Genomic DNA, 17395 nt, shown 5'->3' on the forward strand with positions numbered 1-17395 from the left:
CCCAAATAGGATATGACTTGAGACAGCCACATGCGTAAATATAGACGATGATCAGATAATAGAGAGAACATGGATCCACCACCTTTTTGTTCATTAAAATAAATTTTGATGATAAAAAATATTTTGTCAATAACCTTCAGTCTGCTGAAGTGATTGAAGACTTTAGTCGGTTCATGAAAAAGCGGTTTTATACTTTTAAACCATTCATTGTTTTCATGAAACATTCAGTGTTCGAATCAATACAGGCAGGGGAGACCCAATGCTTCTACTCATCAAGTTTCTTTGGGCTTTAAGGGGGCCGCAGAAGGCTTCGGTTTCTTCTCGTATCTTTTGGGAAGAGAGGGGCGAGAGTACGTGAGTTGAGGATGGTGGAAGGAAAGGGAAAAGCGGTCATGGAAATGGATTATTCTCGAAAGGAGGCTTTGCGGACAATGAAAAGGCCTTAACATGCATCAAGTTTTCAGCAAGCCATGTTGACTTGTCCAAGAAGAACGGCGGTGTAATACAGCTTTACCGCAACGTTTCTCAAATTGATAAGTCTTGCGACATCGATGTCTCCTTTCGTGCGGTCTCACGTCAACTAGAGGAGAAAACGGTTTTTCACCGGTCCTCAAGGCTTTTTAAAAGAAGTGATCCGTTAGGCCCTTTTTAGGTCAGCCATTCGTCTGACGGGATTCGCATGCTAAGTAGTGAGAGGACGGATGTGAACCGCCCTCTGTATATTTTCGGAAGTGCGAATCGGCGTTTTTTTCTTTACGCCTTCACCGCCGCCAACACGCGCGGGAAGAGGATGTTGTTTTCTAAGTGGATGTGTGTAAACAAATCTTCTTCGAGCGCCGCAAGTCGGTTGTAGACGAGCCGATATGTGCCGCACGCGTCTTCCGGCGGGGTGAAGTCGTTCGTGATGTCGCGAATTTCTTTGATCAAATCACCGGCCGCGTCATGTTCATCGACCAGTTCGCGAATGGCCCGCTCGACCGCCTCCCGGTTTTCCGGCGACGGGTTGTCAGCAAATTGCAAAATGAGCGGGAACGCGCCTGTTTCCTCTTTAATGAGATGTTGCTCGAGTTCCGTTTTTAACTCATGAAACAGTTTATGCACCCGGGAAAGATGCGGGTGGTGCATGCCGTGAACGCGCAATACTTTCGTGACATACGGGCTGAGCTGCGGCAGTTCCTCGTTCAAATAGCGGTGATGCGTTCTCATGATATGGTCGACGAGTTCGTCGAGCGGCGCTTCATTCCAGTTTCTGGTTGGTTTATGTTGCGCTTCATTATACAAGGCGTTCAGCTGGCGAAGGAGCTCTTCCCCATCCAACCCGCGTTCTTCAATGGCTTCTTTGAGCGGACGCTGCCCGCCGCAGCAAAAGTCAATGCGATGCGCTTTCAACAAATCCGCTGCTTTCGGGAGTTTTGTGACAATATCGCCAATTAACGATTGCTCGGTAAACCGCTGTTCCATTTGGGATCCCTCCATCGTCAAATCGTTGCAGCTTCAGCATACCTTGTTTTCCATGTCAATGTTGTGATACATCTCACATAAGCGAAAAAAAGAGGACGACAAAGGAACGTGATAAACATCACAACTGTGCCCTTCTTCTTTCAGGTAAAATAAAACAAACGAAATCAGCTGATCGATCGAGTCGAAAATCGGGCTCAAGACGTGCTAAACTATATTCAGGAACAATGCCGCTATGCGGATGAAGTGGTGCAAGAAGCTCGAACAGTCCGCCGCTTTGTTCAACGAAACGAGGGAGATGATTTTGCGGCATATTGCCGATGCTCGTGTTGTGGATGAAAAGTTGGCGGACGGCATAAAAAGGCGGCAACAATGGCAACAACGTTGAAAGAACGATATGGTTGCCGCCAGCCGTATGATCGAAAGGGGAGAGAGACATGGTCGAAAGACGAACCCCCATTCCCGTAGCGGAAGCCATCGCCCGGGTGATGCGTTACGCTGGAAGAGGGGAAGAGGAGATCGTGCCGCTAAGGCAGTCGTACGGACGCTATTTGGCGGAAGATTTATGCGCCGACCATGATGTGCCGCCGTTTGACCGCTCGCCGTATGACGGATTTGCCATTCGCGCCGCCGATTCCGAAGGAGCGGGGCTGGATCATCCGGTCGAGTTTGAAGTGATCGAAACGATCGGCGCCGGGCAAGTGGCGAAGCAGCCTGTCGGCCCGTTTCAAGCGGTGCGCCTGATGACCGGGGCGCAAATTCCGGAAGGATGCGATGCGGTCGTCATGCTCGAGCTTGCGAAACAATACGAGCGGGATGGAAAAACGTATATGGCCATTAAACGCCCGTTCCGCCCTGGCGATAACATTTCGTTTCAAGGGGAAGATGCGAAAAAAGGGCAGCCGCTTGTCGAAAAAGGAACGCGCATCAACCCCGGGGTGGCGGCGCTCTTGGCGACGTTCGGCTACGCTGAAGTGAAGGTGGCGAAAAAGCCGCGCATCGGCATTTTTGCGACCGGAAGCGAGCTGCTCGACGTCTCTGAACCGCTCGTGCCTGGAAAAATTCGCAACAGCAACGCCTACATGATCGAGGCGCAGGTGCTGAGAAGCGGCGCCGAGCCGATTTATTTCGGCCAGCTCGCCGACGACCTCGATGCGTGCTTTCACGCTGTGTGCCAGGCGCTCGATCAAGTGGACATGCTTATTACGACCGGCGGCGTCTCGGTGGGCGACTTCGATTATTTGCCCGCCATTTACGAACGGCTCGGAGCGAACGTCTTGTTTAACAAAATCGCCATGCGCCCGGGGAGCGTAACGACCGTCGCCGAACGGGATGGCAAGCTGCTGTTCGGCTTATCCGGCAACCCGTCGGCGTGCTATGTCGGGTATGAACTGTTCGTCCGCCCGGTCGTGCGCACGCGGTTGTTTTCCACAAAGCCGTATTTGAAAAAAGCGAAGGCCACGCTTGGCGCCGAGTTTCCGAAGCCGAATCCGTTCACCCGCTTCGTGCGCAGCCGGATCGAGGCGGTTGACGGTCGACTGATCGTGAAACCGGTCGGCATGGACAAATCGAACATCGTCACCTCGCTTGCCTTTGCGAACGCCTTGATGGTGCTGCCGGGCGGAACGAGAGGGTTTGCGGTTGGCGATGAGGTCGAAGTGTGGCTTCTTGATGACGATGAGGGGTCGAGTACATGAACGTCTGGCAAGTCGTCGGCTATAAACATAGCGGCAAGACGACGCTTGTGGAAAAATGGGTGGCGGCCGCTGTCCGGGAAGGATGGCGCGTTGGGACGGTGAAGCACCACGGCCATGGCGGCGAGCCCATGCGGCCGGAAGGCGTCGATTCCGTCCGCCATGAGCGGGCCGGGGCGGTGGCGGCGGCGGTCGAAGGGGACGGGCTTTTGCAGCTCCATCTCCGCCGTCCGTTGTGGCGGCTGGATGATGTATTGGCGCTCTATGCACCGCTTCAGCTCGATCTCGTGTTGGTGGAGGGCTATAAACAAGAGCGGCACCCGAAAGTCGTGCTTGTCCGCTCCGAGGAAGATTGGGCGTCGCTTCAGCACCTCGCCGACATCCGCGCCGTCATCGCTTGGGAGCCGCTGCAAGGGACGCTGCCGCACCCCGTGTTTTCGCTGGCCGATGATGACGAATATATTCCATGGCTCATGAATGAGGTGAGAACGCGAACATGACAGAACCGTTGTTTGCCATTACCGACCGGCCGATTTCGGTCGAGGATGTCATGAAAAAAGTGATGCGTCCGGAAGCGGGGGCGGTCGCTCTGTTTGTCGGCACGGTGCGCGAATGGACGAACGGCAAGCGGACGCTCTTTTTGCAATATGAGGCGTACGTGTCGATGGCCGAGAAAATGCTCGCGCAAATTGGGGCGGAAATTAAGGAGAAATGGCCGGGGGCGAAAACCGCCATCACCCACCGGATCGGCAAGCTTGAGATCGGCGACATCGCGGTCGTCATCGCCGTTTCCTCGCCGCACCGCGCCGAAGCGTATGAAGCGAGCCGCTATGCGATTGAACGAATCAAACAAATCGTGCCGATTTGGAAAAAAGAGCAATGGGAAGACGGAAGCGCATGGATCGGCGACCAGCTCGAAACAACGGCGTACCCGTCCGGAAAGCCGGAGGTGAAGGAAGAATGATCCGTCTATTGTTTTTCGCCCATTTGGGCGAGCAAATCGGCGAGCGGCAAGTGACATGGCCGCACGTCCCGAAAACGGTGAAGCAGCTGAAAGACGAAGTAGAAGAACGCTACGGCATCTCGCTCGGGCGCGTCATGACAGCGGTCAATGAAGAATATGCCCGCGACGAGGCGCCGCTTCATGAAGGCGACACGGTCGCTTTTATTCCACCGGTAAGCGGAGGGTGAGACGGATGGCGAACAAAAGCAAATGGGTGATGCCAAAACAGCACGGCGCCTGGGCGATGCTCATCATCCCGTTTTGGCTCGGGGCGTACGCGGGCGGGTTTTCGTGGATTCACGCGCCGCTCTTTATCGCCTGGACCGCGCTCTATTTGGCGACGTATCCGCTTTTGATGGCGGTGAAAACGAAACGGAAAGACCCGTACGTGCCCGCCGCCGCCCGCTACGGCGCCATCGCCGCGGCGGGGCTTGCCGTCTCTCTTTGGCAGCAGCCGGCGCTTTTCTACTTCGGGCTCGCCATGGTGCCGTTTTTCTTGGTGAACACGTACTACAGCAAGAAAAAGAACGAGCGCGCCTTTTGGAACGACGCGGCGGCCATCGCGGCGTTTTGCGTCGGCGGCCTCGCCGCCTTTTACGCCGGACGCGGGGCGCTAACGCTTGAAGCGTTTGAACTTGCCCTATTTTCCTTCCTCTTTTTCCTCGGCAGCACGTTTTACGTAAAAACGATGATTCGGGAAAAGAAAAACGAGCGGTACAAATGGCTGTCATGGGGCTACCACGCCTTGCTGATCGTCGGCCTCATCGCCATCGGCGAGCCGTTCGCCGTTTTGGCCTACACACCGAGCGCCATCCGCGCCGTCTCTTTATACGGCAAAGCGCTGCCGATCATGAAACTTGGCATGCTGGAAATCGCCAATGCGGCGTACTTTTTCATCGCAATGATCGTGATCTATTCTTGAGCGAACCTCCAAAGGAGTCTGAAACGGGCCGTTGGGGGTTTTTCTTTTGACTCTTTTTCGCAAGAACCACTGTAATAATAGGCAAGGACATATTCATTGATCAAGAAGTACGGTGGAGGAGGTTGATAATATGGAAAAACAAATGACAGCAGAAGAAATCTTAGAAGCCATTCAAAAAATGAGCAATGAGGCGCGATGGAAGTTGCTTGATAAAATGTATGATTTGTATTATTCGAAAGAACATTTGATCAAAAAAGAAAGGCTTGAACGCTTATGGGGAGGAGGATGATGAATGAGAGGAGAAATATGGGTATACATGGATGTGGAAAGTTCGAAAAGAAGGCAGGGGGTGATTATCGCAGATGGGGGGACCATCGCTGATATTGATGTCACTCTTGCGAAAGTGACGAGTCAGGGGATTCGAAATATGTTTGATGTCCCCATCGAACATTGGAAGGAAGCGGGGCTTAACAAGCCATCGGTTGTCCGCTGCTCAAAATTAAAAACGGTAAGCAGTGTAGAGCTGCTATTCAAAGTGGGTTCATTGCATCATGAGGATTTGCAGCGGGTGATGGATGCGGTGATCAAATATATTACTGCGGGGGGTCAGAAAATTAAACATTTCAATTATTGTATGCCTCGCATGTGCATCCTCTAGAAGGTCGGTGATTTAATGCCAAAAAAGTTAAAACGGGATCTTCTTTAAATGGAGAAGCCTTGTAAAATCAACCCTTGTCCCTCAACGAGCTTTACCGATTCGGAAAAATAACAGTTTTTCACCAGTTTTGATTCTCGGGCTGTCGTTTCGTCTGAAACAGGTCGGGGCGGTGACGGAAGTGTTGCTTTACTATTTGTTGATGTTTTCGGGGTTTTTCCTTTCTCCGAAACTGCTTCCGTCTGTCTTCCACGTGCTAAATTTCTTTTCACCTCTCTCGTGGGCCGTGCATGGGATGCGCGCCGGTTGGCCAGCGCTCGTTCCCGCCTTGCTTGTTTCGTGCTTTTGGGTGGGAGCCGGCGTGATCGTGCTCCGCTCGCAATGGAACTGGGCGAGAAAGGCCGGGAAGTTGGGGAGTTATGTATAGAGCCATGGGGTCTGGCTATCATTGATAAAAAAGAGGATGTCCCAGATTGAGTAGGACATCCTTATTTTTCACTGTATACGAACCAAAATAGTTTGGCGATGCGGCGTCTTTTGCTCCTATCCGATCAATAACCGGTCCACAAAGAAGCCTGGCAAGAAATCTCGACAAACCGAGGGAAAATAAAACGGTTCCCATCAAAAAGCCTGATTGCAAAACGTCGGCGATATACCACGCTATAACAACACTGTATATGACATCCCCCAAGTTTGAAAAAACGTGGCTGTGCAAAATTTTGCAGCGTTCAAAAGGATCACCCTTCTTCCGCCCGTCAGTCGATGCGGCACAGCTCGGGCGGGCAGCCTTCGCAGGAGATTTCGTCGCGCAAATATTGCAAGTCGTGGACGCAGATTTTTCCTTTTTGCACGGAGATGATGCCTTTTTTCCGCAGATCGCCAAGCATGCGGTTGACGACTTCGCGGGCGGTGCCGCAAAAGTTGGCGAGTTCTTGGTTGGTGAGCGGAATGTCGATCAAAATGCCGTCTTCCTTCATGACGCCGTAGCTGTTGCACAAGCGGATGAGCGTCGAATAGAGCGCTCCTTTTTTGCCGTGCAAAATGAGGTCGCGGAATTTCGTCTGCGTTTTCCGGAAATGGAGGCTCATCCATTTCATGAATTCGATCGCCATGGTCGGATGTTTGGCGAGTTCTTGTTCGAGCCTCTCGCGCGGAATGGCGGAAACAACGCCGTCTTCGAGCACTTTCGCCGTCAGCATGTAGCGGGCGCCGGGGCAAAAGAGCGTCAGCTCGCCGATCAAGTCCCCTTCGCTGCAAATGCGCAACGCAAGCTCCTGTCCATTCATGTCCATTTTGCTGATTTGGATTTTCCCGGATTGGATATAGTACAGTTCGTCCGCCTTTTCTCCTTCTTGAAACAAGTACGTTCCTTTCTCAAGGCGAAGATCGCGCCCGAGCGATGTAAGCCACTTCTGCCATTCACGAGATTCAACCTCGTTCATCCGATCACAACCTTATATAAAATGTGTCGCTATTTAAAAGTGTATAGGAAAAAAGAGGGAAGTCAATATAAGGATAGTGGAAAAATTGAAAACTTGTTGAACATTGGTGGAATCTTTCGTGAGAGGCTTTACGCCTGAGTGCATGAGGGGGATGGACAAGAGAATGCGCTTCGGCAGCTGAGCCAAAGCGGTTTTCGTTTTCCCGTGGGCCTGGTGAACATAGGGGGACAAGAAAGAAGAAAATCCCTTAAAAATTATTAAATATACATTTGATTTTATTTTTATACAGTATTATAATGAGAACTACATGAGGCATACGGTTGAGGGGGAACGGTTGATGAACGTAGCCATTATCGGGGCGACGGGATACAGCGGGGCGGAGCTGTTCCGCTTGCTATACGGGCATCCGCGTGTGAGCTGCTGCGATGTTTTCTCGTCGTCGCAGGACGGAATTCATTTATCGGAAAGTTTCCCGCACATTGGTGATATCGATGGTGCGGTGTTGCATAAACTTGACATCGAGGCGCTTTCCCGTTACGATGCGGTCTTTTTCGCCACGCCGCCCGGGGTGTCCGGGGAGTGGGCGCCGGCGCTCGTTGATCGGGGAGTGAAAGTGATCGATTTATCGGGCGATTTCCGTTTGAAAGACGGGGCGGTGTACGAACGATGGTACGGGCGGCCGGCGGCTCCGACGGAATATTTGGCGCGCGCCGTATACGGGCTGACGGAGTGGAACCGAGAGGCGATCCGCGGGGCCACACTCTTGTCCAACCCGGGCTGCTATCCGACGGCGACGCTGCTTGGCCTTGCGCCGCTTGTAAAAGAAGGGCTTGTTGAAGAGGGCTCGATCATCGTCGATGCCAAGTCCGGCGTATCAGGAGCAGGGAGGAAAGCAGGGCTCGGGACGCATTTTTCCGAAGTAAACGAAAACGTGAAAATTTATAAAGTGAACGTCCATCAGCACATTCCGGAAATTGAGCAAACGCTGCAAACGTGGAATGAAGCGATGGAGCCGATTACGTTCAGCACTCATTTGATTCCGATGACACGGGGCATTATGGCGACGATTTATGCGAAGGCGAAACAGCCGCTTTCGCCAAACGACTTGGTAGATTTATATAAAACAAGTTATGAAGGTTCGCCGTTTGTCCGCATCCGTCAATTTGGACAGTTTCCAGCGACGAAAGAAGTGTACGGCTCAAATTATTGCGACATCGGCCTCGCCTACGATGAACGAACGGGACGGGTGACGGTCGTGTCGGTGATTGATAACTTGATGAAAGGAGCCGCCGGGCAGGCGGTGCAAAACTTCAATTTGATGATGGGGTGGGATGAGGCCGAGGGCCTCCGCTTCCTGCCGATCTATCCGTGAGGGAAGGGGAACGAACATGACAGCAACGAAACAAACGGCGCAAGTAACGGCGGTCGCCGATGGAACGGTCGTCACGCCGAAAGGATTTCAAGCGGCTGGGGTGCACGCCGGGCTGCGCTATTCGAAAAAAGATTTAGGGGTTATTGTATGCGACGTGCCAGCATCGGCGGCGGCGGTGTATACGCAAAGCCATTTCCAGGCGGCGCCGCTCAAAGTGACGCAGGCGAGCCTCGCTGTAGAACAAAAATTGCAGGCGGTCATCGTCAACAGCGCATGCGCGAACGCCTGCACCGGCGAGCGGGGGCTTCGCGACGCCTATGAAATGCGCGAGCTGTGCGCGAAACAGTTTGGCTTGGCGCTGCACCATGTGGCCGTCGCTTCAACGGGCGTGATCGGGGAATATTTGCCGATGGAAAAAATTCGCGCGGGCATCGAACAGCTCGTTCCCGGTGCGACGATGGCGGATGCTGAGGCGTTTCAAACGGCGATTTTAACGACGGATACGGTGATGAAGCGCGCCTGTTACCAAACGACCGTCGATGGGAAAACGGTCACCGTCGGCGGGGCGGCGAAAGGATCGGGAATGATTCATCCGAACATGGCGACGATGCTCGCGTTCATCACGACCGATGCCAACATTTCTTCACCGGTGCTGCTTGAAGCGCTTCGGTCGATTACCGATATGTCGTTCAACCAAATTACGGTCGACGGCGATACGTCGACGAACGATATGGTCGTCGTGATGGCAAGCGGCCTCGCTGGAAATGACGAATTGACGCCGGACCATCCGGATTGGGAACACTTTTACGAAGCGCTGCGGAAAACGTGCGAAGATTTGGCGAAACAAATCGCCAGAGACGGCGAGGGGGCGACGAAGCTCATTGAAGTGCGCGTGCGCGGCGCGAAAACGGACGATGAAGCGAAAAAAGTCGCCAAGCAAATCGTCGGGTCGAACTTGGTGAAAACGGCTGTCTACGGCGCGGACGCCAACTGGGGTCGGATTATTGGGGCGATCGGCTATGCCGATGCGGACGTCGATCCGGACAATGTGGATGTTGCGATTGGGCCGATTGTGATGTTGAAAGGAAGCGAGCCGCAGCCGTTCTCGGAAGAAGAAGCGACGGCGTATTTACAACAAGAGACGGTCGTCATTGAGGTGGATTTGCACTTGGGCGATGGTGTTGGCGTCGCGTGGGGCTGCGACTTGACGTACGATTATGTGAAAATTAACGCCAGCTACCGGACGTAAGGGGAGAGAAAGATGGGGAAAACGGTCGTCATCAAATGCGGCGGCAGCGTGCTCGATGAGCTGTCTCCCGCCTTTTTTGCCAGCGTCAGAACGATGCGGGAACAAGGGATGGATGTTGTCATCGTCCACGGCGGCGGGCCGGAAATCGGACAGATGCTGAAAAAGCTGGGGGTGCCGAGCGAGTTTGTCAACGGCTTGCGGAAAACGACGAAAGAGGTGCTTGCCGTTGTGGAAATGGTGCTTTCCGGCAAAGTGAACAAACAGCTTGTGGCGATGCTCGGGCAGCACGGCTTGCCGGCGGTCGGCGTTTCCGGTGTGGACGGGGGGCTGCTTGAAGCTGAACCGATTGACTTGGCCAAACTCGGCTATGTCGGCCGTGTGAAAACGGTTCGCTCCAGCCTTTTGCGCACGATGCTTGAGGCGGGCTACATTCCGGTCATTTCTCCGCTTGGCATCGACCAAAACGGGCAGACGTACAACATTAATGCTGACACAGCGGCCGGGGCGATTGCGGCGGCCATCGGCGCCAGCCAGCTCGCGTTTGTGACGAACGTGCCCGGCATTTTGCAAAACGGTGCGCTCGTGGCAGAGGCGACGGCGGAAACGATTGAACGATTGATCGAAGACGGCGTCATCACCGGCGGGATGATTCCAAAAGTGAAAGCGGCGCTCTCCGCCCTGTCCGATGCGCTGCCCGAGGTGATGATCGTCAGCGGCAAAACGCCGTTTTATGAGCAAGGAACATGGCACGGCACAACGATCCGCAAAGAAGTGGGGGTATATTTATGAGCGCGCTGTTTCCGACATACAACCGCTGGAACATCGCCGTCCAGTCGGCGGAAGGGACGGTTGTGACCGATGTAAACGGAAAACAATATCTCGATTTTGTCTCGGGCATTGCCGTCTGCAATCTCGGCCATCGCCATCCGCACGTGCAAAAGGCGATTGAAACGCAGCTGAATCAATATTGGCACGTATCGAACTTGTTTACGATTCCAATTCAAGAAGAGGTCGCTTCCTTGCTTGTCGCCCATAGCGCCGGCGATTATGTCTTTTTCTGCAACAGTGGGGCGGAGGCGAACGAAGCGGCGTTGAAGCTGGCGCGCAAACATACGGGAAGACATAAAGTGATCACGTTTTATCAATCGTTTCACGGCCGGACGTTCGCGACAATGGCTGCGACTGGGCAGGAGAAAGTGCATAGCGGCTTCGGTCCGCTGCTTCCTGAATTCATTCATTTGCCGTTGAATGATGTCGACGCTCTTAAACAGGCGATGAATGATGAAGTGGCGGCGGTGATGCTTGAGGTCGTCCAAGGGGAAGGCGGCGTCCGCCCGGTTGACCCAGCGTTTTTGCGAATAGCGTCTGAGCTGTGTCAACAGCACGGGGCGCTCCTGATCATCGACGAAGTGCAAACCGGCATCGGTCGGACCGGGAAGCCGTTTGCTTACCAGCATTTCGGCGTGGAGCCGGACATCATCACCGTAGCGAAAGGGCTTGGCAGCGGCATTCCGGTTGGAGCGATGATCGGCAAAGCGTTTTTGAAGGAGTCGTTCGGTCCCGGGGTGCACGGATCGACGTTTGGCGGCAACCCGATCGCGATGGCCGCTGCCAAAGCGACATTGGAAGTGGTGTTTGATCTGTCGTTTTTGCAAGACGTCCAAGAAAAAGGAAACTATTTGGTTGCGCGGTTAAATGAAGCGCTCGCCCCGCTTGACATCGTCAAGGACGTGCGCGGGCTCGGGCTCCTTGTCGGGGTAGAGTGCCAAACGGACGTCGCGCCGCTGTTGTCGTTGATTCATGAAAACGGCTTGCTCGTCCTCTCGGCGGGGCCGAAGGTGATTCGCCTGTTGCCGCCGCTTGTCGTGACGAAAGCGGAAATCGATGAAGCAGTGGACATTTTAACAAACGTATTGAACAACGCCAACGCCTCAGCTGCCTTGTAAACAGGCGGCCGACGGCTTCATTTTTATTCTTGTTAGTGAATAAAAATTCCTTAACGGTTATAAAAACTCAAATGATGAGGTGGCGCTAAATGAAAGCGTACTTGCATTTGGCCAGCGGAAAAACGTTCAGCGGCGAACTTGCCGCCCCGCTGGAAAAGACGGTGAGCGGAGAGATCGTCTTTTTCACCGGCATGACCGGGTATCAAGAGGTGCTGACCGATCCGTCTTATAAAAATCAAATGATCGTCTTTACGTATCCGCTCATCGGCAATTATGGCATTAACGAAGACGACTTTGAAAGCAAACGTCCGCACGTCGAAGCGGTCATCGTCTATGAGGCAAGCCGAGAAGGGTTTCATTACGGGGCGAAATACAGTTTGGCGGAATACTTGCGGCATTGGAACATTCCGCTCCTGACGCATGTGGATACGCGTGCTCTTGTGAAAGAAATCCGCACGGAAGGAACGATGATGGCAACGTTAAGCACTTCTCCTGCGTCGGTGGCGGTCGGTGAGGAAGCGGAATTCCCTGTGCGCGCCGTATCGACGAAAACGACGGAAACATACGGACAGGGGAGACCACATTTGGTGTTGGTTGATTTTGGCTATAAAAAATCGATTTTGCAGTCGCTCGTTGCGCGCGGCTGCCGGGTGACGGTCGTGCCGCACGATACGACGCCGGAAGCGATCGAGGCGCTGAAGCCGGATGGGCTTGTCCTCTCAAACGGCCCGGGCGATCCGAAACAGTTGCGCCATCAACTTCCCGCCATCCGCCAGATGATCGACCGGTATCCGACGCTCGCGATTTGCCTTGGCCATCAGCTCGTCGCCTTGGCGTACGGGGCGGATACGGAAAAACTCCGCTTCGGGCATCGCGGCGCCAATCAGCCGGTGTGGGACTCCGTGAAGCAAAAAGTGATGATGACGTCGCAAAACCATAGTTACGTCGTCAACGAGGACAGCTTGGCGGGCACGCCGTTTGACATTCGCTTCATCAACGTCAACGACGGTTCGGTCGAAGGAATCGTTCATCGCCATAAACCGATTTTGTCGGTGCAATACCACCCGGAGGCGCATCCGGGGCCGCAAGATACCGGCTATATTTTCGACGAATTTTTGCAAACCGTGTTCAAGGGAGAGAACGTCTATGCCTAAAGATACATCGCTTCAATCGATTCTCCTGATCGGGTCGGGGCCGATTGTCATCGGTCAGGCCGCCGAGTTTGACTATTCCGGCACACAGGCGTGCATCGCCTTAAAAGAAGAAGGATATCGCGTCATTTTAGTGAACAACAATCCGGCGACGATCATGACCGATGAGGTCCATGCTGATGTTGTGTATTTTGAGCCGCTCACCGTCGATGCGGTCGAAGCGATTATCGCCAAGGAACGTCCGGACGGGCTGCTGGCGACGTTTGGCGGCCAGACCGGGCTCAACTTGGCGTTTCAGCTGCATGAATCCGGGGTGCTTGAAAAGTATGGGGTGAGACTGCTCGGAACACCGATTGAAGCGATCAAGCGCGGGGAAGACCGCGAAGCGTTCCGCGCGTTGATGCATGAGCTTGGCGAACCGGTGCCGGAAAGCGAAATTGTCACGAGCGTCGAGGAAGCGGTCGCTTTTGCCAAACAAATCGGTTTTCCGATCATTATTCGTCCCGCGTATACGCTCGGCGGGACGGGCGGCGGCATCGCAGAAAACATGGAGCAGTTTCTTGCTCTCGTGGAAAAAGGGCTTGCCGAAAGTCCGATCAGCCAATGTTTAATCGAACGAAGCGTCGCCGGGTTTAAAGAAATTGAATACGAAGTGATGCGCGACCAGTCGAATACGTGCATTACGGTTTGCAATATGGAAAACGTCGACCCGGTCGGCATCCATACGGGCGATTCGATCGTTGTGGCGCCGTCGCAGACGTTGACGGATGAGGAATACCAAATGCTCCGCTCATCGGCGGTGAAAATCATTTCCGCATTAGGGATCATCGGCGGCTGCAACATTCAGTTCGCCCTTGACCCGAACAGCAAACAATATTACTTGATCGAAGTCAATCCACGCGTCAGCCGCTCGTCGGCGCTCGCGTCGAAAGCAACCGGCTACCCGATCGCCCGCATTGCGGCGAAGCTCGCGGTCGGCTACACGCTCGCTGAGCTCGTCAACCCGGTGACAAAAACGACGTACGCCAGCTTCGAGCCGGCGCTCGACTACGTCGTCGTCAAGTTTCCGCGCCTGCCGTTTGACAAGTTTCCGAATGCGGACCGGAAGCTCGGCACGCAAATGAAAGCGACCGGGGAAGTGATGGCGATCGACCGCAATATGGAGCGGGCGTTCCAAAAAGCGGTGCAGTCGCTTGAAGGGAAAAACAACGGGCTGTTTTTGCCGGAGCTTGAGGCAAAAACGGATGACGAGCTGAAGCAGCTGCTTGTCGATAAAGACGACCGCCGCTTTTTCGCCATCTTGGAGCTGCTCCGCCGCGGGGTGACGGTTGAGGCGATTCATGAATGGACGAAAATTGACCGCTTTTTCCTTTGTTCGTTCGAGCGGCTCGTGGCGCTCGAAAAACAGGCGGCAGCCACCACGATCGACACGATCGATGAGCCGACGTTCCGCTTTTTGAAAGAAAAAGGGTTTAGCGACGCCTTTTTGGCCGAAACGTGGGGCGTGACGGAGCTTGACGTGCGGAAGAAGCGGAAAGAGCTTGGCATCGTGCCGTCGTACAAAATGGTCGACACGTGCGCGGCCGAATTTCATTCGGAAACGGATTATTACTACTCGACCTATTTCGGCGAAGACGAGCGGAAGAAAGCGAGCGGCAAGGAGAAAGTGCTGATCATTGGAGCCGGACCAATTCGCATCGGCCAAGGCATTGAGTTTGACTACAGCTCCGTTCATAGCGTGTTCGCTTTGCAAAAAGAAGGCTATGAAACGGTGATGATCAACAACAATCCGGAAACCGTCAGCACGGACTTTGCCGTCGCCGACCGCCTGTACTTTGAGCCGCTCACCTTAGAGAGCGTCTTGGATGTCATTGAAGCGGAACAAATCAAGCATGTCATCGTCCAGTTTGGCGGCCAGACGGCGATCAATTTGGTCAAAGGACTCGAAGAAGCGGGTGTGCCGCTGTTGGGTGTCACGTACGATATGATTGACCAGCTTGAGGATCGCGACCGTTTTTATCAGTTGCTTGAGGAGCTTGACATTCCGCACGTGCCGGGCTTGATGGCGAACAGCGCCGAGGAGCTCGCCGCCAAAGCGGCCGAGATCGGCTACCCGGTGCTGCTTCGCCCGTCGTATGTCATTGGCGGCCGCGGCATGTTTATCGTCCATAGCGAGGCACAGCTCGCCGCTTTGATTGAGCAAGGCGAGTTGACATATCCGATTTTGATCGATGCGTATTTGGACGGGAAAGAGGCGGAGGCCGACATCGCCACGGATGGGACGGACATTTTACTGCCGACGATTATCGAACATGTCGAAAAAGCCGGCGTCCACTCCGGCGACAGTTACGCATGGCTGCCAGCGCAGACGCTCACAGACGAAGAAAAAGCGAAAATCATCGACTATGCGGGCCGGATCGCCAAAAAGCTTGGCTTTAAAGGAATCATGAACATTCAATACGTCATTGCCGGCGGCGACGTATACGTGCTTGAAGTGAACCCGCGCGCGAGCCGGACGGTGCCGATCGTCAGCAAAACGACTGGCGTTCCATTGGCGCAAGTTGCGACAAAATTATTGCTTGGGAAATCGCTTGTCGACATCGTTGACGAAAAAGCGCGCGGGTTGGCGGTTATGCCGTATGCGGTGTTGAAGTATCCGGTCTTTTCAACCTACAAGCTGCCGGGAGTCGACCCGATGGTCGGGCCGGAGATGAAATCGACCGGCGAAGGCATCAGCATCGCCGCGACGAAGGAAGAAGCGGCGTATAAAGCGTTTTACGCGTATTTGCAAAAGAAAGCAAACGCCAATGAAATGTATGTGATCGGCGGCATTGATGCGGCGCTTGCGGCAGAAATCGAGGCGAAACAGCTTGTGATCGTTTCGGATGCGCCGTTTGCCGATTGGGTGAAGCGCGACGCGGCGTTGGCGGTCGTCGACTTGGGCAAAGAAGAAGACGAAGCGAATAAACGAATGGCTGCGTTGTCCCGACAATTGCTCGTCTTCACGGAACGCGAGACATTAAAGCTCTTTTTGCAGGCGCTCGATGTCGATGCGCTCGACGTGCAGCCGATCAACGGTTGGCTTGAAAAGAAAAAACAGGCAGAACAGGCGGTGATCATATGAACGCAGTCATGTCATTGAAAGGGAGAGATTTTTTAACGCTGCTCGATTTTTCAACGGACGAAATTATGGACTTGTTGGCATTGGCCTCCGACTTAAAGGCGAAACAAAAAGCTGGTGTGCCGTACAAGCCGCTTGCCGGCAAAACGATGGCGATGATTTTTGAAAAGCAGTCGACACGCACGCGCGTGTCGTTTGAAGTCGGCATGATTCAGCTCGGCGGCCAGGCGATGTATTTAAACGGCAACGATTTGCAGCTCGGCCGCGGCGAAACGATCGCTGATACGGCGCGCGTCTTGTCGCAATACGTTGATGTCATTATGATCCGGACGTTTGCCCATCAAAAAGTCGAGGAATTGGCCGAATATGCGTCCGTTCCCGTGATTAACGGCTTGACGGACGATGATCATCCGTGCCAAGCGCTGGCGGATTTGCTGACGATTTATGAAGTGAAAAAAACGTTCCAAGGCGTGAAGCTCGCCTATGTCGGCGACGGCAACAACGTTGCCAACGCCCTGCTTGCGGCGGCGGCCAAGGTCGGGATGGATATCGCCATTGCCTGTCCGCCGGGCTATGAGCCGAAGGCGGAATACGTCGAGGCAGCGCGCCGGATCGGCGAGAAAACCGGAGCAACAGTTGTCGTGACGCACGACCCGCTTGAGGCAGTGGCCGGAGCGGATGCGGTTTATACGGACGTATGGACGAGCATGGGCCAAGAAAGCGAAAGCGCCGAGCGGCTTAAAGTGTTCCAGCCGTACCAAGTGAATGAACAGCTCGTCAAAGCGGCGAAGCCGGATTATCTCTTTCTGCATTGTCTGCCCGCGCATCGCGGCGAAGAGGTAACCGCCGGCGTCATGGACGGCCCGAACTCCTTCGTCTTTGAACAAGCCGGCAACCGGCTTCATGCGCAAAAAGCGATTTTAGTGTCTGTATTATCATGAACAAGGCGGAAGCTTATCGCGAAGAAAAAGGCGCGAACAAGAGAATGGAATCGCCGTCGACATGAAAAGGTGTCCCGGTTGTTTGGGGCACCTTTATTTTTGATGGACATTGGATGAAAGCAGTCGGCGCTGCATACGTTGGCAACAGTCGTTTCATCCCGACGGACAAAGGCGATGCCATCATTTTCCTTATCATGAACATAGGCAAACCGGGAATGATAACAAATGCAATCGAAGCAAGGGGGATGAAATCAATGGGCCAACCGCGCCATTTCAAACCAGGGGATAAAGCGCCGAACAACGGCGTGTACATTGAAATCGGCGAAACGGGCGACAACGTGAAACACCCGAAAAAACTGAAACTGAAAGCCGGCGATACATTCCCGGAAACGTCGAATCATAACCGGCATTGGACGTATTTGCGCAAACCGTAAAGCAGAA

19 protein-coding genes are annotated in these 17395 nt (G+C 53.9%); 16 read left to right on the forward strand and 3 right to left on the reverse strand.

What is annotated here, in order from left to right; genetic code table 11:
* Positions 1-753: 753 nt before the first annotated feature.
* The gene (gene ric / locus GJ1_RS09850) at positions 754-1461 is read right to left on the reverse strand and encodes an iron-sulfur cluster repair di-iron protein (RefSeq protein WP_066231680.1); all 708 of its coding nucleotides are present in this window, start codon (positions 1459-1461) and stop codon (positions 754-756) included.
* A gap of 118 nt (positions 1462-1579) precedes the next feature.
* Positions 1580-1897 carry a hypothetical protein gene (locus GJ1_RS18360; RefSeq protein WP_217994767.1) on the reverse strand — a complete coding sequence of 106 codons (318 nt, stop codon included), beginning with the start codon at positions 1895-1897 and terminating at the stop codon, positions 1580-1582.
* Between GJ1_RS18360 and GJ1_RS09855 the strand changes: the two genes are divergently transcribed.
* From GJ1_RS09855 to GJ1_RS09885, 8 genes are all read left to right on the forward strand, one after another.
* Positions 1896-3155, forward strand: a complete 1260-nt coding sequence (locus GJ1_RS09855) for a molybdopterin molybdotransferase MoeA (RefSeq protein WP_066231682.1) — start codon at positions 1896-1898, stop codon at positions 3153-3155. The two genes, GJ1_RS18360 and GJ1_RS09855, sit on opposite strands and share 2 nt — an antisense overlap.
* Positions 3152-3652, forward strand: a complete 501-nt coding sequence (mobB, locus tag GJ1_RS09860) for a molybdopterin-guanine dinucleotide biosynthesis protein B (protein WP_066231685.1) — start codon at positions 3152-3154, stop codon at positions 3650-3652. The genes GJ1_RS09855 and mobB overlap by 4 nt, the downstream gene beginning before the upstream one ends.
* The gene (locus tag GJ1_RS09865) at positions 3649-4116 is read left to right on the forward strand and encodes a molybdenum cofactor biosynthesis protein MoaE (protein ID WP_066231688.1); all 468 of its coding nucleotides are present in this window, start codon (positions 3649-3651) and stop codon (positions 4114-4116) included. Before mobB ends, GJ1_RS09865 begins: the two co-directional genes overlap by 4 nt.
* Positions 4113-4343: a molybdopterin converting factor subunit 1 gene (gene moaD / locus GJ1_RS09870; protein WP_066231690.1), complete on the forward strand. Its 231-nt coding sequence runs from the start codon at positions 4113-4115 to the stop codon at positions 4341-4343. Before GJ1_RS09865 ends, moaD begins: the two co-directional genes overlap by 4 nt.
* Positions 4344-4348: 5 nt before the next feature.
* Positions 4349-5077, forward strand: coding sequence for a YwiC-like family protein (locus GJ1_RS09875; protein WP_066231693.1), 729 nt, complete (start codon positions 4349-4351; stop codon positions 5075-5077).
* A gap of 130 nt (positions 5078-5207) precedes the next feature.
* Positions 5208-5366 (forward strand): hypothetical protein, encoded by a 159-nt coding sequence (locus GJ1_RS18675; protein WP_167346109.1) that lies wholly within the window; start codon positions 5208-5210, stop codon positions 5364-5366.
* Positions 5367-5369: 3 nt separating this feature from the next.
* Positions 5370-5735: a type II toxin-antitoxin system PemK/MazF family toxin gene (locus GJ1_RS09880; RefSeq protein WP_083509984.1), complete on the forward strand. Its 366-nt coding sequence runs from the start codon at positions 5370-5372 to the stop codon at positions 5733-5735.
* 127 nt (positions 5736-5862) lie between these two features.
* Positions 5863-6159 carry an ABC transporter permease gene (locus tag GJ1_RS09885; protein WP_066231695.1) on the forward strand — a complete coding sequence of 99 codons (297 nt, stop codon included), beginning with the start codon at positions 5863-5865 and terminating at the stop codon, positions 6157-6159.
* Positions 6160-6487: 328 nt separating this feature from the next.
* On the opposite strand, the gene GJ1_RS09890 is transcribed toward GJ1_RS09885, so the two are convergent.
* A complete protein-coding gene (locus GJ1_RS09890; RefSeq protein WP_066231698.1) occupies positions 6488-7174 on the reverse strand; it encodes a Crp/Fnr family transcriptional regulator in 687 nt (228 codons plus the stop codon).
* 337 nt (positions 7175-7511) lie between these two features.
* On the opposite strand from GJ1_RS09890, the gene argC reads away from it, so the two are divergent.
* The 8 genes from argC (at position 7512) to GJ1_RS09930 (ending at position 17388) form a co-directional block, all read left to right on the forward strand.
* A complete protein-coding gene (gene argC, locus GJ1_RS09895) occupies positions 7512-8546 on the forward strand; it encodes an N-acetyl-gamma-glutamyl-phosphate reductase (protein WP_066231703.1) in 1035 nt (344 codons plus the stop codon).
* A 16-nt stretch (positions 8547-8562) separates the two neighbouring features.
* Positions 8563-9795 (forward strand): bifunctional ornithine acetyltransferase/N-acetylglutamate synthase, encoded by a 1233-nt coding sequence (gene argJ / locus GJ1_RS09900; protein WP_066231706.1) that lies wholly within the window; start codon positions 8563-8565, stop codon positions 9793-9795.
* Positions 9796-9807: 12 nt separating this feature from the next.
* Positions 9808-10584 carry an acetylglutamate kinase gene (gene argB, locus GJ1_RS09905; protein WP_066231709.1) on the forward strand — a complete coding sequence of 259 codons (777 nt, stop codon included), beginning with the start codon at positions 9808-9810 and terminating at the stop codon, positions 10582-10584.
* Positions 10581-11741 (forward strand): acetylornithine transaminase, encoded by a 1161-nt coding sequence (gene argD, locus GJ1_RS09910; RefSeq protein ID WP_066231712.1) that lies wholly within the window; start codon positions 10581-10583, stop codon positions 11739-11741. Before argB ends, argD begins: the two co-directional genes overlap by 4 nt.
* Positions 11742-11830: 89 nt before the next feature.
* On the forward strand, positions 11831-12895 hold the full coding sequence (locus tag GJ1_RS09915; protein ID WP_066231719.1) for a carbamoyl phosphate synthase small subunit: 1065 nt from the start codon (positions 11831-11833) through the stop codon (positions 12893-12895).
* Complete coding sequence (gene carB / locus GJ1_RS09920; RefSeq protein ID WP_066231722.1) at positions 12888-16016, forward strand: carbamoyl-phosphate synthase (glutamine-hydrolyzing) large subunit; 3129 nt, start codon at positions 12888-12890, stop codon at positions 16014-16016. The genes GJ1_RS09915 and carB overlap by 8 nt, the downstream gene beginning before the upstream one ends.
* Positions 16013-16954, forward strand: a complete 942-nt coding sequence (gene argF / locus GJ1_RS09925; protein ID WP_066231725.1) for an ornithine carbamoyltransferase — start codon at positions 16013-16015, stop codon at positions 16952-16954. The genes carB and argF overlap by 4 nt, the downstream gene beginning before the upstream one ends.
* Positions 16955-17208: 254 nt before the next feature.
* The gene (locus tag GJ1_RS09930; RefSeq protein ID WP_011230299.1) at positions 17209-17388 is read left to right on the forward strand and encodes a YjzC family protein; all 180 of its coding nucleotides are present in this window, start codon (positions 17209-17211) and stop codon (positions 17386-17388) included.
* Positions 17389-17395: the final 7 nt, after the last annotated feature.

Origin of the sequence: Geobacillus jurassicus NBRC 107829 (assembly GCF_001544315.1) — a bacterium.
Classification (GTDB): Bacteria; Bacillota; Bacilli; order Bacillales; family Anoxybacillaceae; genus Geobacillus; species Geobacillus jurassicus.

Bases quoted from the DNA above. Each gene is read 5' to 3' on its own strand.
- mobB (WP_066231685.1), top strand. From the start codon at position 3,152: ATGAACGTCTGGCAAGTCGTCGGCTATAAACATAGCGGCAAGACGACG.
- GJ1_RS09865 (WP_066231688.1), top strand. From the start codon at position 3,649: ATGACAGAACCGTTGTTTGCCATTACCGACCGGCCGATTTCGGTCGAG.
- GJ1_RS09890 (WP_066231698.1), bottom strand. From the start codon at position 7,174: ATGAACGAGGTTGAATCTCGTGAATGGCAGAAGTGGCTTACATCGCTC.
- GJ1_RS18675 (WP_167346109.1), top strand. From the start codon at position 5,208: ATGGAAAAACAAATGACAGCAGAAGAAATCTTAGAAGCCATTCAAAAA.
- GJ1_RS09855 (WP_066231682.1), top strand. From the start codon at position 1,896: ATGGTCGAAAGACGAACCCCCATTCCCGTAGCGGAAGCCATCGCCCGG.
- carB (WP_066231722.1), top strand. From the start codon at position 12,888: ATGCCTAAAGATACATCGCTTCAATCGATTCTCCTGATCGGGTCGGGG.
- GJ1_RS09915 (WP_066231719.1), top strand. From the start codon at position 11,831: ATGAAAGCGTACTTGCATTTGGCCAGCGGAAAAACGTTCAGCGGCGAA.
- GJ1_RS09880 (WP_083509984.1), top strand. From the start codon at position 5,370: ATGAGAGGAGAAATATGGGTATACATGGATGTGGAAAGTTCGAAAAGA.
- argB (WP_066231709.1), top strand. From the start codon at position 9,808: ATGGGGAAAACGGTCGTCATCAAATGCGGCGGCAGCGTGCTCGATGAG.
- argJ (WP_066231706.1), top strand. From the start codon at position 8,563: ATGACAGCAACGAAACAAACGGCGCAAGTAACGGCGGTCGCCGATGGA.
- GJ1_RS09930 (WP_011230299.1), top strand. From the start codon at position 17,209: ATGGGCCAACCGCGCCATTTCAAACCAGGGGATAAAGCGCCGAACAAC.
- argC (WP_066231703.1), top strand. From the start codon at position 7,512: ATGAACGTAGCCATTATCGGGGCGACGGGATACAGCGGGGCGGAGCTG.
- GJ1_RS18360 (WP_217994767.1), bottom strand. From the start codon at position 1,897: ATGTCTCTCTCCCCTTTCGATCATACGGCTGGCGGCAACCATATCGTT.
- moaD (WP_066231690.1), top strand. From the start codon at position 4,113: ATGATCCGTCTATTGTTTTTCGCCCATTTGGGCGAGCAAATCGGCGAG.
- argD (WP_066231712.1), top strand. From the start codon at position 10,581: ATGAGCGCGCTGTTTCCGACATACAACCGCTGGAACATCGCCGTCCAG.
- GJ1_RS09875 (WP_066231693.1), top strand. From the start codon at position 4,349: ATGGCGAACAAAAGCAAATGGGTGATGCCAAAACAGCACGGCGCCTGG.
- argF (WP_066231725.1), top strand. From the start codon at position 16,013: ATGAACGCAGTCATGTCATTGAAAGGGAGAGATTTTTTAACGCTGCTC.
- ric (WP_066231680.1), bottom strand. From the start codon at position 1,461: ATGGAACAGCGGTTTACCGAGCAATCGTTAATTGGCGATATTGTCACA.